The 14,190-nt window shown below is 68.7% G+C and carries 14 protein-coding genes; 6 read left to right on the forward strand and 8 right to left on the reverse strand.

All coding sequences use genetic code 11. The features are described from left to right. Positions 1-71: 71 nt before the first annotated feature. The 3 genes from EV644_RS00380 to EV644_RS00390 all read right to left on the reverse strand — a co-directional run bounded on the left by EV644_RS00380 (position 72) and on the right by EV644_RS00390 (position 2,273). Positions 72-1,094: a helix-turn-helix transcriptional regulator gene (locus EV644_RS00380; protein WP_132187518.1), complete on the reverse strand. Its 1,023-nt coding sequence runs from the start codon at positions 1,092-1,094 to the stop codon at positions 72-74. Between the two features lie 19 nt (positions 1,095-1,113). Further along, the gene (locus EV644_RS00385) at positions 1,114-1,659 is read right to left on the reverse strand and encodes a sigma-70 family RNA polymerase sigma factor (protein ID WP_241997883.1); all 546 of its coding nucleotides are present in this window, start codon (positions 1,657-1,659) and stop codon (positions 1,114-1,116) included. A gap of 83 nt (positions 1,660-1,742) precedes the next feature. Next, positions 1,743-2,273, reverse strand: coding sequence for a hypothetical protein (locus EV644_RS00390; RefSeq protein WP_132187516.1), 531 nt, complete (start codon positions 2,271-2,273; stop codon positions 1,743-1,745). 180 nt (positions 2,274-2,453) lie between these two features. Here EV644_RS00390 and EV644_RS00395 point away from each other — a divergent pair, with 180 nt between their 5' ends. From EV644_RS00395 to EV644_RS00410, 4 genes are read left to right on the forward strand one after another with little or no spacing between them, the layout of a single operon-like run. Then, positions 2,454-3,608: a serine/threonine-protein kinase gene (locus EV644_RS00395; RefSeq protein ID WP_132187515.1), complete on the forward strand. Its 1,155-nt coding sequence runs from the start codon at positions 2,454-2,456 to the stop codon at positions 3,606-3,608. Further along, positions 3,517-4,062: a signal peptidase II gene (locus EV644_RS00400; protein WP_132187514.1), complete on the forward strand. Its 546-nt coding sequence runs from the start codon at positions 3,517-3,519 to the stop codon at positions 4,060-4,062. Before EV644_RS00395 ends, EV644_RS00400 begins: the two co-directional genes overlap by 92 nt. Before the next feature lie 40 nt (positions 4,063-4,102). Next, positions 4,103-4,483, forward strand: a complete 381-nt coding sequence (locus EV644_RS00405; RefSeq protein ID WP_132187513.1) for a response regulator — start codon at positions 4,103-4,105, stop codon at positions 4,481-4,483. A 10-nt stretch (positions 4,484-4,493) separates the two neighbouring features. Continuing rightward, the gene (locus tag EV644_RS00410; protein WP_132187512.1) at positions 4,494-5,927 is read left to right on the forward strand and encodes a CHASE3 domain-containing protein; all 1,434 of its coding nucleotides are present in this window, start codon (positions 4,494-4,496) and stop codon (positions 5,925-5,927) included. Between the two features lie 34 nt (positions 5,928-5,961). On the opposite strand, the gene EV644_RS00415 is transcribed toward EV644_RS00410, so the two are convergent. Genes EV644_RS00415 through EV644_RS00425 form a run of 3 tightly spaced genes read right to left on the reverse strand, consistent with a single transcriptional unit; the run spans position 5,962 to position 9,139 of the window. Then, positions 5,962-7,248 (reverse strand): sugar ABC transporter permease, encoded by a 1,287-nt coding sequence (locus EV644_RS00415; protein WP_132187511.1) that lies wholly within the window; start codon positions 7,246-7,248, stop codon positions 5,962-5,964. Continuing rightward, on the reverse strand, positions 7,245-8,030 hold the full coding sequence (locus tag EV644_RS00420; RefSeq protein WP_132187510.1) for an ATP-binding cassette domain-containing protein: 786 nt from the start codon (positions 8,028-8,030) through the stop codon (positions 7,245-7,247). Before EV644_RS00420 ends, EV644_RS00415 begins: the two co-directional genes overlap by 4 nt. Further along, on the reverse strand, positions 8,027-9,139 hold the full coding sequence (locus tag EV644_RS00425; RefSeq protein ID WP_132187509.1) for a sugar ABC transporter substrate-binding protein: 1,113 nt from the start codon (positions 9,137-9,139) through the stop codon (positions 8,027-8,029). The genes EV644_RS00420 and EV644_RS00425 overlap by 4 nt, the downstream gene beginning before the upstream one ends. 221 nt (positions 9,140-9,360) lie before the next feature. Here EV644_RS00425 and EV644_RS00430 point away from each other — a divergent pair, with 221 nt between their 5' ends. Beyond that, positions 9,361-9,729, forward strand: coding sequence for a response regulator (locus tag EV644_RS00430; protein WP_132187508.1), 369 nt, complete (start codon positions 9,361-9,363; stop codon positions 9,727-9,729). A gap of 16 nt (positions 9,730-9,745) precedes the next feature. Here the strand turns inward: EV644_RS00430 and EV644_RS00435 are convergent, their stop codons facing one another. Further along, on the reverse strand, positions 9,746-10,447 hold the full coding sequence (locus EV644_RS00435) for a response regulator (RefSeq protein ID WP_132187507.1): 702 nt from the start codon (positions 10,445-10,447) through the stop codon (positions 9,746-9,748). A gap of 179 nt (positions 10,448-10,626) precedes the next feature. Between EV644_RS00435 and EV644_RS00440 the strand changes: the two genes are divergently transcribed. After that, positions 10,627-12,111, forward strand: a complete 1,485-nt coding sequence (locus tag EV644_RS00440; RefSeq protein WP_132187506.1) for an MFS transporter — start codon at positions 10,627-10,629, stop codon at positions 12,109-12,111. Here the strand turns inward: EV644_RS00440 and EV644_RS00445 are convergent. Continuing rightward, a complete protein-coding gene (locus EV644_RS00445) occupies positions 12,061-14,055 on the reverse strand; it encodes a GAF domain-containing protein (protein ID WP_158292697.1) in 1,995 nt (664 codons plus the stop codon). The genes EV644_RS00440 and EV644_RS00445 overlap by 51 nt on opposite strands. Between the last annotated feature and the right edge of the window lie 135 nt (positions 14,056-14,190).

Consider the following 14,190-nt stretch of genomic DNA (forward strand, 5'->3'; position numbering starts at 1 on the left):
GCCGGTTGATTGAATCCTCAATCGTCGAGTGGGTTCAGTGAATCCCCCACCTGGGGGAACCTCCCGAAGAATCAGTCCGAGACGAGCGCCATCAACTCGGCGCGGCCCTGGACTCCGAACTTGGCGAAGATCGCTTTGACGTGGTCGTGCAAGGTGTGGTGCGAGATGTGAAGCTGCGCGGCGATCTCGTCGGTTCGAGGGCCGCTCACGAGGAGCTCGGCCACCTCGCGCTGCCGTGCGCTGAGTGTGTGCAGGCGCAGCAGCAGCGACGTGAGGTCCGATCGCGGGGCCTGTACGAGCGTGACCGTCACCCGCGCGGCGTCGTTCGGGGCGCCGTGCATTCGCCCGCCCTGGGCCAGCAGCCAGCGGCCGTCGGTCAGGAGCACGCGTGCCGATGCGCGGTCGCGAAGGCCGGCCCCGATCGCTACGGCATAAAGCGTCGAGCCGGCATCACCCGGCATCAGCGCCATCACCCGGCTCGCCTCGGCAGTTGCAGAGACGACACGGCCCTGGGCATCGAAGGCCACTACACCGGGGACGAGTGCTGCTGCGCCGGGTTCTGGTCGGCGGCACAGGCTACGCCGCAAGCCCTCGGCGATGTCATCGGCGATCGCCGCCAGGAACGTCCGCTCGTCGGAGTCGAAGCCGCGAGCACCGAGCTCGCGGTAGATCGCGCCATGACCCCAGGTCGATCCGCTGGTGCGCAACATGAGCCGCACTCCGTCCCCGATCCCGGCCGGGCGAAGGATCTGCTGAACTCGTGGACTCTCCTCAACGGTCGCGGCATCGAGCTCGCTCAACGCAGCGACGGGCGACGGCCGCAGCGCGAGCTCAGCCAGCTTGTGCACCTCGCCGTCCTGCAGCAATTCGTTGCGCCACAAGGCTCGATCGAGTTCGGGCGACTTCTGGCTCACGAGCGTGCCACTGGAGAGCAGGGTGTCCGGATCCAGCGTCATCCACCCGGACGCCTCGTGCGGAATCGTGCGGCGAATGACGGCCGATACCTCGTTCAGGTAACCCTGCGGATCGAGGCCGCTCCGGATCAGTCTCCGCAGCGCTTCCCGCGCAGTGGCTGCTGCCGTAGTGGTCAGCACCCCTTACCTCCAATGGCGATCATCGGGCCGTCTCGGCTCCGAACAACCCCTCTCGGCCACCGATCGCGGCGCGGAGGGCATGCAGGGCGTAGTGCGACCTGGATTTCACCGTGCCGGGCGGTACGCCGAGTTCGCGGGCGGCCTCGGCGACGGATCGGTCCTGGTAGTACAGCTCCACCAGGATCTCGCGGTGTTCGGCGGACACCTGGTCCAGCGCGTCGCTGACCAGCAAGGTATTCGCCACAGATTCGGAGTGATCTGCACCGACGGAGCTGCGCTCATCCAGCTCCGCGACCTCCACAGGGCGGATGGCTCGGGCCCGGGCTCGATCGGCGACGATGTTCCGCGCCACCGTCATCAGCCAGCCTCGTACGGAGCCGTTGCCCTTGATCAGGCGGTCGGCATGTTTCCACGCCCGGAACAGAGTTTCCTGTACGACGTCCTCGGCCGCGCCACGATCGCCCGTCAGCCGGGTGGCGTAGTTCAGCACGCTGGGTCCGTACTCCGTGTAGAGCAGGCGGAGCAGCGCTTCGGCCTGGTCCGGGCGGCGGGGCGGTGCAGCCACCGCCGGCCTCCAGGATTCGGTTGTCGCGGTTGATCGTGTCATCGGCGATCCCAAGGCAGCCTGCTGAGCCGCACGGGGTCGAATCAGTAGCCGGAGTTGCTCGACGAGTTGTTGGCGGGAGCCTGGGTAGTGATCTTCTTGCCGTTCGCACCGATGACCCACCAGGTTCCGTCGACGGCCTGACCGTTCACGTCACCGGCCTTGGCGTCGTTGGCGAAGTAGTAGAGGGGCGAACCGGCGAGAGTCAGCTGCTTGGTGCCGTCCGAACGCGTCACGGTGCCCACCAGCGAGGCGGAGACGCCGCTCACCTGCGGCACACCGGTGCCGGCCGGCAGCGGTGGCCACAACGCCGCGCACGATTCGTCGCAGTTCGACTTCGAGGGGTGCGAGGTGTCCAGGTCGTAGACGTACAGCGTGCGACCGGTGCCGTCGACAACGATCTTGCCGAAGTTCCCGGCGGTGGCGGTGGACAGCTTGGCGGTGGCCGACAGGCTGGGGGTGCTTCGCGCGGGGGTGCTCTGGGGAGCCGGAGTGGCACTGGCGCCACCGCCGCAGGCCGTCAGAGTGGACAGGCCGAGCACAGCCGTACCGACCACCAAGGCGATGCGCTTCATGCGAGGTTTCTCCTTGATCTGATGATCCTTCGATACCTCCAAAACGTTCGATCGCACGGCCTTGTTCACCGGGCGGAGCAGGATTGCGGCTGACACCCAGCGCGGGTTCCTGCCAGCAGGTACGGACGATGGGCGGCCGCCGGGACGACACGATGCCTCGGTGGGCGGAGGGTTAGCCAAATGAAGGCGCTCGCTGAACTTCCCGGTCGAGACTCAGGTGCCAGCCAGGTCCGTCGGCTTACGAGCCTGACGGAGAGCACGGTCCCGGTCGCGCCGGCCATCAGCACTGCCGGCAGGTTCCGTGGATCGGCGCAGCCGTCCGGACGACTCATCGCAGGTCGATACCGGCTGCAGTCGCTCCTGGGGCGCGGCGGCATGGGCAGGGTCTGGCTCGCGGAGGACGAATTGCTGCGTCGACCGGTCGCCCTCAAGCAATACCTCGCGACCGACGCAGAGTCGGAGGATGCGAGCAGGGCGGCCCGGGCGCGCGCGCTCTACGAAGCCCGTGCGGCCGCGCAGGTCAACCATCGCGGCGTGGTCAGAATCCATGACGTCGTGCGAGAGGGCAGCCGCCCCTGGATCGTGATGGAGCCGCTCTCGGGCCGAACGCTGGCAGAGATGCTCGCAGACGAGGGACCGCAGCCGATAGACCGGGTGATCGACCTCGCGCTGCGGCTGCTCGACGCGCTGACGGCCGTTCACCAGGCGGGCGTCGTCCACCGCGATGTCAAACCTGCCAATGTCCAGCTGTGTGATGACGGCCGGGTGGTGCTGACCGATTTCGGCATCGCCTGCCTGAAGGACGAGGAACTCGACTTTCCCCGTGACGTGCTCGAAGGTAGCCCCGCCTTCATCTCACCCGAGCAGCTTCGTGGTGAGAGGCCCGCGCCGGCCTCTGACCTCTTCTCGCTCGGCGCGACGCTGTATGCCGTCATCGAGGGCAGAGCTCCTTTCGCCAAGGCCGACGTCTGGGCGACCCTGACCGCCGTTGTCGAAGACTCGCCCCGGCCGTCGCCGCGCGCAGGCCGGCTCGGGGCTGTCATCGAGGGGCTGCTCGCCAAGGAAGCCGCGCGACGGCTCACCGCGGACGCAGCACGTGCCGCCCTGCTCGCGCTCCAGCCTCAAGCTTCCAGCCACCCGGTACAGAGGATTGCCGCTGGCATTGAGGTCGGAAACGCGCCTGGGCGGAAGGGTTGTGACTGTGTCGAAACCCAGGAACCAGTCCAGACAGCGGTGGATCGCGATGGCCTTGCTGGCGGCGGTGATACTGACCGACCAGGCGACCAAGTGGTGGGGCTGGCGAAATGTTGCCACGCCGATCATCAATCCTGGTAGCGACATGATCGCCGGCCGCGTGGTCGGTCACTGGTACGAGGACCCGCTCGCAGGCGCGTTCCTCGACCTGTCCGGGCTGGGAGTGCTGACCACCGCGCTCCTCGTGCTGATCCGCCGCCGCCGTCCGGCCGCCGTACTTGTCTCCGTGGCCCTGCTGATCGGCGGCTGGGGCAGCAACCAGCTCGACCGGTTGGGCATGCACAGCTGGACTGCTCCCGGCAGCGCTCGCGGAGCGATCGACTTCATTGCTGTCAGCCACTACCGCTACAACCTCGCTGACGTCTTCATCGTCGGTGCGACGCTCCTGCTCCTGGCAACGACTGGCTACCTGCGGGGACGCGGGGCGTACGACCGACTCCGTTCTGAGCGTGAGACCTCGATCACTCCGCGGGCCTGCCACAGTGCTCGGACCCGGTGCGATCGATGTGACCGATTGTCACAAGTGTCCTGCTAGCCGGAATGCGGGCGGCGTACCTCCTTGAAATGCTGACCACATGCTTCGCTGCCTGATCGTCGACGACAGCACCCGCTTCCTCGAGGTCGCGCGGACGGTGCTGGAACGTGACGGCATCTCGGTGATCGGTACGGCGTCCACCGGCGCGCAGGCGCTGAGCCTCGCGGCCGAGCTGCGACCCGACGTCATGCTGGTCGACATCGATCTCGGCGGTGAGAGCGGGCTGAAGCTGGCCAGGCGGCTGGCGGAGCAGGCCGACGGAGCCCCGGCTCCGATCATCCTGATCTCCACCCACTCCGAGGAGGACTACGCCGACCTGATCGCCGCCAGCCCGGCGATCGGGTTCCTTCCGAAGACGGCGTTGTCCGGCACCGCCATCAGAGGGACCCTCGACGGTGTCAGCGGACCTCGAGAAATCTGAGCACGGCAGGATGAGGCGTGGCCTGACCCGTCGAACGATGGTCGCGAGCGGTCTGCTCGCCGTGACCATCGGCGCCACGTTCGCCGTACTGCTCTCGTCGGTGGCCGACCTGCGGGGAATGGAACACCGGGCGCAGCAGTCCGAGGACGTGCTGGTGGCAACCAACCGCCTGGAGCGGCTTGTCGTCGACCTTGAGACCGGCCAGCGCGGATTCCTGCTCACCGGGTCTGACCAGTACCTGCAGCCGTGGCTGGCGGCACGTACGGCATTCCCTCAGCAGGCCACCACGTTGGAGCAGCTCGTCGCAGGCAATGCCGAACAGCACGCCCGGGCTGAGCGCCTCACCCAGGCCGGGACCTCCTATCTCAAGGACTACTCCGAACCTCTGATCGCCGCTGCCCATCGGGACAGGACGTCGGTCAACGTCGTCGCGGCGACCGCGGAGGACAAGCAGCGGGTCGACGCGATGCGAACACAGTTCGATCAGCTGCTCGCGGTCGAGGACCAACTGGCCATGGCACGACAGCACAAGGCGGACGACGTCGCCCGCCGCGCGATAGTCGCCGCGGCCGCGGGCCTGACCGGCTCGGTCCTGCTGGTGGCGCTGTTCACCTGGTACCTGAACTGGAGAATCCTCCGTCCGGTACGCCGTACCGCCGCGATGGCCGGGCGACTCGCGGCGGGCGATCTGGGGGCCCGGGTGCCCGACCGCGGCGTGGGTGAGATCGGAGTACTGCAGCGCAGCTTCAACACCATGGCCGCGGCAGTCGAACAAGGACGGCGGGAGCTGGCCGGGTCGCGCGTCCGGATCGTGGCGGCAGCCGACCGGGCCCGCCAGCGCATCGAGCGCGACCTGCACGACGGCACCCAACAGCGGCTCGTGTCGATCGCGCTGCAACTGCGGGCCGGAGAGGCGGTGGTGCCGCCTGAGCAGCCGGAGATGCGTGCCCAACTCGCCAACGCCGCAGACGAGCTCACCACCGCGCTCGACGAGCTGCGAGAACTGTCCCGAGGCATCCACCCGGCGATCCTGACCGAGGGCGGCCTCGGTCCGGCCCTCAAGGCGCTCGCTCGCCGCAGTCCGATCCCGTCGGAGGTGGCCGTGGATGTACCGGTCAGGCTGGCCGGGCCGGTCGAGGTCTGCGCGTACTACGTCGTTTCCGAGGCGCTCGCCAACGCAGCCAAGCACTCCGGCGCGTCGGAAGTGTGGATCGACGCCCGGGTCAGCGCGGGCCGCCTGCACCTGTCAGTGCGCGACGACGGCCGGGGCGGCGCGGTACCCGATCGCGGGTCCGGCCTGACCGGGCTGGCGGACCGTGTCGAGGCCCTCGACGGCACGATCTCGGTGACCAGCCCGGTCGGCGCGGGCACCACGTTGCTCGTCGACCTTCCGATCGACACCGACCACCAAGTGCGCCCGACGCCATCCCGTCCCGACGCCTGACTGCCACTCCGGGCGACCACTGCTCGTCCGCCGCTCAGGTCGCCCGCGACCGGCGGACAACCGCATCGAAGCCGGCGGCGAGCAGCAGCACGGCGCCGGTGACGACCCACTCGTAGCCCGCCGAGTTGGCGCCCTGGATGAGGTCGCTCATGCCGTTGATGATGACCGCGACGACCAGGCCGCCGAGAACGGCGTCGATGATCCGGCCGTGCCCGCCGAACAGCGAGGTACCGCCGATGACCGCCGCACCGACGGCCAGCAACAGGGTGTTGCCCGCACCGGCGTTCGACTGGACCGACTGCAGCAACGAGGCCGCGATGATGCCGGAGACGGCCGCCATGCCGGAGCAGATCACGAACACCGAGATCCGGATCCGGGACACGACGATGCCCGCGCGCCGCGACGCCTCGTCGTTACCGCCGACGGCGTACACGTGCCGTCCGTACCGCGTGCGGGTGAGGACGAAGTTCCACACCGCGAACAGGATCACCAGCAGCACGACGACCCACGGCATGCCCTGCGCCTTGTTGTTGAAGAACGCGTTGGTGGACAGGTTGCGGTTGACCCCCATCTCGTACGTGAACACCGCGCCGAGGACGGCCAGTACGGCGACCTTGGCCGCGATCACGGTGAATGGCGGCCGGGAGAGTCCGGAACGCCGGCGCCCGAGCGCGTCGTTGATCTTGATCGCGGCATATCCCACCACGACCAGCGCCAGCAGGACCCATCCGAGCCAGAGCGGCACGAAGCTGTTCTCCAGCTTGATCAACGGCGAGTTGTCCGGAAGGATCACCGACCCCTGGCCGCCGATCAGGATCAGTGTGACGCCCTGGAACGCCAGGAACGTCGCCAGCGTGATGACGAACGACGGGATGCCGATCCGGGCGCGCAGCCAGCCCATGCCGAAGCCGATGAGCAGGCCGACGACCAGACCGACGATCAGCCCCAGCCACCACGACGCCCCGTGCCGCAGAATCAGCACAGCCGTGATGGCCGAGCACAGCCCACCGGTCGTGCCGGCGGACAGGTCGATCTCTCCGAGCAGCAGCACGAAGACCAGGCCCATCGCCATCACGATGATCGGCGCCGCCTGGATCACCAGTGCCTCGAGGTTGTAGGCACTCAGGAAGCCCTGATGCACCAAGGAGAAGACGGCGGTGATGACGATGAGGCCGACCAGCGCGGGGATGGAGCCGAGCTCGCCGCCGCGCACGCGGCCGAAGTAGTCCTTGATGTAGGCGCCGAGCGCGCCCAGTCCCTCGCTCGGCGCGTCCGGCCCACGCTGGTCCTGCTTGACGAGGTCGTCGGTCTGCGCGCTCATACCGCGGCTCCGGTCGATTCTTCGGGCGACAGTCCAAGGTCACCCGAGCGGCCCGCCGTCATCAGCTCGACCACCTGCGTCTGGGTCACGTCCTTGCGTCTGACCTGGTCCGCCATCCGGCCCAGGAAGAGTACGCCGATGGAGTCGGCGACCTTCATCACGTCATTCATGTTGTGCGACACCAGGATCACGGCGACTCCCTGCTCGGCCAGCCGGCGGACCAGCTCGAGAACCTGCTCGGTCTGGACGACGCCGAGTGCCGCGGTCGGCTCGTCCAGGATGACGATCTTCGACTGCCAGAGCACCGACTTGGCGATCGCCACGGTCTGGCGCTGGCCGCCGGACAGGCTCGCCACGCGCTGGCGTACCGATCGGACGGTGCGGACGGACAGCGTGTCCAGCGCGTGTCGCGCCAGCTTCTCCATCGAGTTCTCGTTGAGTGTGCGCAGCCGGGTGACCTCCTCGCGGCCGAGGAACATGTTCTGGACGATGTCGAGGTTGTCGGCCAGCGCGAGGTCCTGGTAGACGATCTCGACCCCGAGCAGTGCGGCTTCCCGTGGTCCGGCGACGGTGCGGGGCGTGCCGTCGAAGATCAACTCCCCGGCGTCGACCTGATGGATGCCGCCGATGCATTTGACCAGGGTCGACTTCCCAGCCCCGTTGTCTCCGACCAGGGCGGTCACCTCCCCGGCGTTCGCGGTGAAGTTCACCGACGACAACACGTGGACCGGACCGAAGGACTTGTCGACGCCCCGCAACTCCAAGGTGGGATCGGACGTCATGGCATCTTGATGCCGTTGGCCTCGCACAGCTGCACGAGCGCGGGGGTGGGGCAGACGGCCGCGGCGGTCACGTAGCCATCGGTCACGGGCAGGGCCACATTCGCCTTGGTGATCACGGTCGGGTCGGCCAGGTACGCCGGGACCTCGCGGCCGGTCGTCGGGTCCTTGACCGTCGTCGGCGCTGTCGGCTTCTGGCCCGCCAGGATCTGCGCGGCCAGCTTGATGGCCACGTCCGCCTCACCGGCGACCGGCTTGTAGATGGTGAACGCCTGGGTACCGGCCATGACGTTGTCGAGTCCGCCTGCAGTGGCGTCCTGCCCGGACACCGCGACCTTGCCCGCGAGGCCCTGGGCCCTGAGCACGTTGATGACCGACTGCGCCATGGTGTCGTTGGCAACCATCACCGCGTTGATGTTCGGGTGCTGGCCCAGCATCGTGGTGAACACGGTCTGCGCGGTGGCGGCGTCCCAGTTGCCGGTCTGGTCGGCGAGCTTGGTCCAGCCAGGCTGCTTCGAGAGCACTGAGTTGTAGCCCTGAGCGAACTGGGCGGCGTTGTTGTCGGTCGGCGCGCCGTCGATCTCGACGTAGTTGACCGCGGGCTTGCCCTTCACCTCTGACGCCTGGGTCAGCGCGGTGCCCTGGTCCTCGCCGACCTTCACGTTGTCGTAGGACACGTAGTACGCCGCGCTACCGCCGGCGGTCAGCCGGTCGTAGTCGATCGTGACGACGTTGTGCTGCTGGGCGAGCGACTCGATCGCCTTGCCGGAGCCCGAGTCCAGGTTCACGACCAGCAGGACGCCGACGCCGGCGTTGATGAGGGCCTGCGCCTGGGACTGCTGGGTGGTCGCGCTGCCGTTGGCGTTGTCGATGTAGCAGGTCAGCTTGTTGTCCGCGCACTGCTTGCGGAGTTCGGTGGGGTCGGCGGAGACCCAGCGCGGCGAGGTCGCCGTGTCGGGCAGCAGGATGCCCACTTTGGTGTTCGCGGGTGGAGCGCTGCTGCCGCCCGACGAGGACGCGTTGTTGTTGCCACAGGCGGTCAGCCCGGCCATCGCCGCGGCAACTCCCGTCAGCGCCAGGGCGGTTCGGAGTACGTGCAAATTAGCCTTCATACTGCGTAACACTCGGCCGAGGCGGGCCCCAAATCATCCCGGCAGGTGTCCATCTCCCCTACCCACTAGCGGGGATCCCGCAGTACCCACGAACTGCAACGCCAAGGAGCTTGCTGCCAGCGAGAACGGCTGCTGCCTGGCAGCGGGAATCTTGGTCGGTCGCGGGCGATGATCCTGGTAGCAGGAATGCCCCGAGGTCGGACGCGTACCACGCTGTGGTCATGGCGCTGCGCTGCATGATCGTCGATGACAGCCCTCGCTTCCTCGCGGCCGCACGCGGTCTGCTGGAACGCGAGGGCCTGCTGGTCGTGGCCGTGGCGACGAATGGTGCCGAGGCGATCCGGTACGCCGTGGAAGCCGGGCCGGACGTCACCCTGGTCGACATCAACCTCGGCGAGCAGAGCGGCTTCGACGTCGTCCGGCGGCTGACCCGCGAGGCCGGCCTGGCCCCGTCGACGGTGATCCTGATCTCCACTCACGCCGAGGAGGACTACGCCGAGCTGATCGCGGCGAGCCCGGCCGCCGGCTTCCTCCCCAAGGCCAGGCTGTCGGCCGGCGCCGTCCGTGCCCTGCTCGGCTCGTCGGCGTGACGCGGGGCTCGTTCCGTCAGCGACTCTCGAGGAACGTGACTACCGCGAGCACCCGGCGGTGATCATCGTCGGTCTCCGGGAGGCTCAACTTGGCGAGGATGTGCCGGACGTGCTTCTCCACCGTGCCCTCGGTCACCCAGAGCCGGCGCCCGATGCCGGCGTTGGACTTTCCCTCCGCCATCAGCGCCAGTACCTCGCGCTCCCGCGGACTGAGCTCCGCGAGCGGGTCGTTGCGCCGGCGGGCGCTCACCAGTTCCTGGACCAGTGCGGGGTCCATCACCGAACCACCCTTGACGATCCGCTCCAGCGTCTCGATGAACTCGCCGACATCCGTCACGCGGCTCTTCAGCAGGTAGCCGATTTTCTGACCGGTCGCCAGCAGTTCCATCGCGTGCTCGACCTCGGCATGAGCCGACAGCACCAGGATGCCGGTCGCCGGGAACTCCCTGCGGATCTCCCGGGCAGCGTCCAGCCCCTCGGTCGTGTTCGTCGGCGGCATCCTGATGTCCACCACGACCAGGTCCGGCGTCAACTCACGGACCAGCGGAAGGATCCACGCACTGTCGCCGGTCTGCCCCACGACCTCGAAGCCCGACCGGTCGAGCAGGCTGGCGAGGCCCTCCCGAAGCAGGACGTCATCCTCGGCCAGGACGACGCGAGCCCTGGTCGCACCGCCGTCGGTGCTCTCGGCGCTGTGGTCGGACGGCTGGATCACCATGCCACAGGCTATCGCCCACGTCAGGCCGGTTGCATTCCAGCCAGCAGGAATCCCGGATGGCGGCTGGCCACGACGAAAACCGGCCACCGGAACGGGACCGTTGCAATGGACAGCACACGTCGCCTCCGGATCGACCAGTACTCCGGCTGAGCGGCCGCGCGACGTAGGGAGCACGCCAGGTGACCACAACGAACCAGGGCCGACGGGGTTCTGCGCAGCCGACCGGATCGGCCGGGTCGGGCCCACCACCAGACCTGGCCGGCTATCCGCGGCGCTGGCGGGTGCTGGGAGTCAGCCAGCTCGCCGCTTTCATGGCGCTGCTGGACGTCAGCATCGTGAATGTGGCCCTGCCGTCCATCGAGCGAGGCCTCGGTGTCTCGGCTGGAACCGCCCAATGGGTGGTCTCCGGCTATGCGCTCGCCTTCGGGCTGGCGCTGGTACCGGCAGGCCGGCTCGGCGACATCCTGGGCCGGCGCCGGATGTTCCTGATCGCCCTGACAGGGTTCGTCCTCGCCAGCGCGCTGACCGGCGCGGCCCCGACCATCGGTCTGCTGATCGCCGCCCGGCTGCTGCAAGGCATCGCCGGCGGCATGCTGGTGCCGCAGAACTCCGGCTTGATCCAGGAACTCTTCCAGGGAGCCGAACGGGGCAAGGCGTTCGGCATCCTCGGCGCCACGATCGGACTGGCCACCGCAACCGGCCCCGTGGTCGGCGGTTTGATCATCACCCTGATCGGCGGGCCCGACGCCTGGCGCTGGGTGTTCTACGTCAACGTGCCGATCGGGCTGGTCACCCTGGTGCTCGCCGCACGGCTGATACCGAACAGTTCGACAGCCGGCCGCCGCGACACCCACCTCGACCTGATCGGGTCCCTCCTGCTCGGCGGTGGTGTGCTCTGCCTGCTGCTCCCGGCGGTGAATGCAGAGCGCAGTGGTCTGGGCCAGGACTGGTGGCTGCTCGTGGCAGCCGTGCTGTTGCTCGCCACCTTCGGCTGGTGGGAGCTCCGAACCGTACGCCGGGGGCGCGAGCCAGTGCTCGACCCGCGGCTGGCACACACCTCCGGCTTTGCCGCCGGCTCGATCATCGGCCTGGTCTACTTCGTCGGCTTCACCGGCATCTGGCTGGTGCTGGCGCTGTTCTACCAGGACGGGCTCGGTTACTCACCGCTGCGCTCTGGCCTGGCGGTGACACCGTTCGCGATCGGGGTCGCGCTCTCCGCGGCGATCGCCGGCCGCCTGGTCGCGAGGTTCGGTCGCGTGCTGACCGTGCTGGGCCTGATCGCGACAGTCGCGGGGCTGGTTGCCACTGCGCTGCTGTTGCGGCACGTCGGCGGTGATGACGCCGCGTTGGTGGTCGCCGGGCCTTTGCTGGTGGCCGGACTGGGTGGCGGCCTGGTCACCTCGCCCAACATCACGCTCACCCTGCAATACGTGCCCGTAAGGATGGCCGGCGCGGCCGGCGGCGCGCTGCAGACCGCCCAACGGATCGGCGGGGCGATCGGCACCGCCGTACTGGCCACGATCTTCTACCGGGTCCTCATGGGCTCGGCCCATGACTATCCGACGGCAGTGTCCGACGCGCTGCTGTCCGCGACCGCGCTCATGCTCGTAGCCCTACTGATAGCGACCGTCGACCTGATCCGGCACCGGCCGCTCGAGAGGTAGACGGACCTCGATCACCGTGCCATGGCCGACGGGGCTGACGACGTCGATCGACCCGCCGAGGGCCTCGACCCTGTCGTGCAACCCGACCAGCCCCGAACCGCCTTGCGGTTCCGCACCACCGACACCGTCGTCACGGATGCGCAGCCACAGGTTGTCGGCTCGCTCCTCGAGGATGACCTCCGCACGTGATGCGGCGGCGTGCTTGCTGGTGTTGGTGAGCGCCTCGGAGACGACGTAGTACGTCGCCACCTCCACCGGCGCCGGATACCGGGACTCGGTCTCGACCTTCAGGTCCACCTCGACGGGCGAGCGGCGGGCCAGTGTCCGCATCGCGGGGCCGAGGCCACCCTCGGCCAGAATCGCCGGGTGCAGGCCACGGGAGATCTCGCGCAGCTCTTCCAGCACCTCGGTGAGATCCTCAGCCGCCTGAGCGAAAACGGTCCGAAGGTCCGGCAGCTCGGGGGGCACGGTTTCTCCGGCGACGCGGAGTTCGAGCGCCAGCGACACCAGCCGTTGTTGCGCTCCGTCATGCAGGTCCCGCTCCAGCCTGCGCCGCATCTCGTCTCCGGCGGCGACCACCCGCCCACGGGACGCCACGAGCTGTGCACGGCTCTCCGTGTTCGCTATCGCGGTAGCAGCGATCTCGGTGAACTCGACCAGCCGTCGTCCCGTGGCGGCGGGGAAAGGACCCTGCCGCGACGCGACGCTGATACCGCCCCAGCAGCGGCCCTCGACGATGATCGGACTGGCAACCACCGACCTGACCCGCCATTCGCGGAGGAACTCGGGGAAGCTCTGGAGCATCTCGTCGTCCACGTCGTACCGCGCGGGCTCGCCGGTCGCCTGGACCGACGCGATCGCCGCGGGCTCCGCCAGCATCTGCCGCGCACCGACGGGCATCTCGTCCTCGGACAAGCCGTGGTTGCCCATCGTGGTCGCCGTGCCGTCGGACTCGAACCGGTAGATGCCGGTGACGTCGGCGCCGGTCAGCTGACCGAGCTCCTGGGCGACCGCACCGAACACGAGATCCGGTGCGGCCCCGCCGGCGACGAGTGTCGCCACCCTTCGCAGGGCGGCCTGCTCGTCAGCCAGGCGGCGAAGCTCGGCGCGGGACTCGGCGTTCTCGACCGCAGTGGCGACGAGCTCGGTGAAGCTCGCGATCTGCAACTCAGTGTTCGGGGGGAATGGAACGTCGTTGTTGGTCGAGGCGGCGATCACGCCCCACAACCGTCCGGCCACGACGATGGGGCAACCGACCGACGCGCGGATACCCAGCGCAAGCGCCTCGGCGGCAATCATCCCCGTCGCGCCGGCGAAACTCTCGAGCCGGACCGGCTCCCCGGTCAGCTGTACCTCGCGGGCAACACTCATCCCGCCCAGGTCGAACTGCGTCCCGACGGCCAGCTGACCTTGGCCCCGGCTCCACGCAGCGACTCCGGTGACGGTCCCGTCCGTTTCGTAGCGCTCCATCCGGGCCAGATCGGCACCGGAGAGCAGCCCCACCTCCCGGGTGACGGCCTCGAAGACCGCTGACGGGGAGACCGACTGTGCGACCAGTGTCGCGACCCGTCGGAGCGCCGACTGCTCCTTCGTCAAGCGCGCCGACTCGACCGCCGCGCGCCGGGAGCGCGCTGCCAGCTCCGATACGACGACCGCCGTCACCAGGAACACCCCCAGCGCCACCGCGTTGCGTGAGTCGGCAATCAGGATCGAGCCGGCTGGGGGCAGCAGAAGCGCGAAAACCGTGACGCTGAGAACCGAGGTGACCGCCGCCAGCCGCGCTCCCCACAGCACGGCAACCGGCAGCACGGCAAGCAGGTAGAGCACCAGCAGACTCAGGGTCGGGACGTGCGGCTTGAGGAGCGCGATGACGCCGGTCACCGCAGCGACCATCGCCACGCTGACGAGCAGCCTGCCCGACCAGCGAACGACGGGCGAGCTCACCCGGCTCCGTGCCATCCGATCGCTTCCCTCGCCGAGCGCCGACGGTCTTGGTTGCCGCTGACGTCGCCCCGGCTGCTGAAACTACGTCGATTCTGCCGCCCGCGCTTCTGGCCGTCCAGAAGTACGTGCCCGCAG

Source organism: Kribbella orskensis (assembly GCF_004342085.1).
GTDB classification, from domain to species: domain Bacteria; phylum Actinomycetota; class Actinomycetes; order Propionibacteriales; family Kribbellaceae; genus Kribbella; species Kribbella orskensis.

Excerpts from the sequence above, each read along its gene's own strand:
- EV644_RS00390 (WP_132187516.1), bottom strand. The coding sequence starts at position 2,273 with ATGAAGCGCATCGCCTTGGTGGTCGGTACGGCTGTGCTCGGCCTGTCC.
- EV644_RS00395 (WP_132187515.1), top strand. The coding sequence starts at position 2,454 with ATGAAGGCGCTCGCTGAACTTCCCGGTCGAGACTCAGGTGCCAGCCAG.
- EV644_RS00400 (WP_132187514.1), top strand. The coding sequence starts at position 3,517 with ATGGCCTTGCTGGCGGCGGTGATACTGACCGACCAGGCGACCAAGTGG.
- EV644_RS00405 (WP_132187513.1), top strand. The coding sequence starts at position 4,103 with ATGCTTCGCTGCCTGATCGTCGACGACAGCACCCGCTTCCTCGAGGTC.
- EV644_RS00410 (WP_132187512.1), top strand. The coding sequence starts at position 4,494 with ATGAGGCGTGGCCTGACCCGTCGAACGATGGTCGCGAGCGGTCTGCTC.
- EV644_RS00415 (WP_132187511.1), bottom strand. The coding sequence starts at position 7,248 with ATGAGCGCGCAGACCGACGACCTCGTCAAGCAGGACCAGCGTGGGCCG.
- EV644_RS00420 (WP_132187510.1), bottom strand. The coding sequence starts at position 8,030 with ATGACGTCCGATCCCACCTTGGAGTTGCGGGGCGTCGACAAGTCCTTC.
- EV644_RS00425 (WP_132187509.1), bottom strand. The coding sequence starts at position 9,139 with ATGAAGGCTAATTTGCACGTACTCCGAACCGCCCTGGCGCTGACGGGA.
- EV644_RS00430 (WP_132187508.1), top strand. The coding sequence starts at position 9,361 with ATGGCGCTGCGCTGCATGATCGTCGATGACAGCCCTCGCTTCCTCGCG.
- EV644_RS00435 (WP_132187507.1), bottom strand. The coding sequence starts at position 10,447 with ATGGTGATCCAGCCGTCCGACCACAGCGCCGAGAGCACCGACGGCGGT.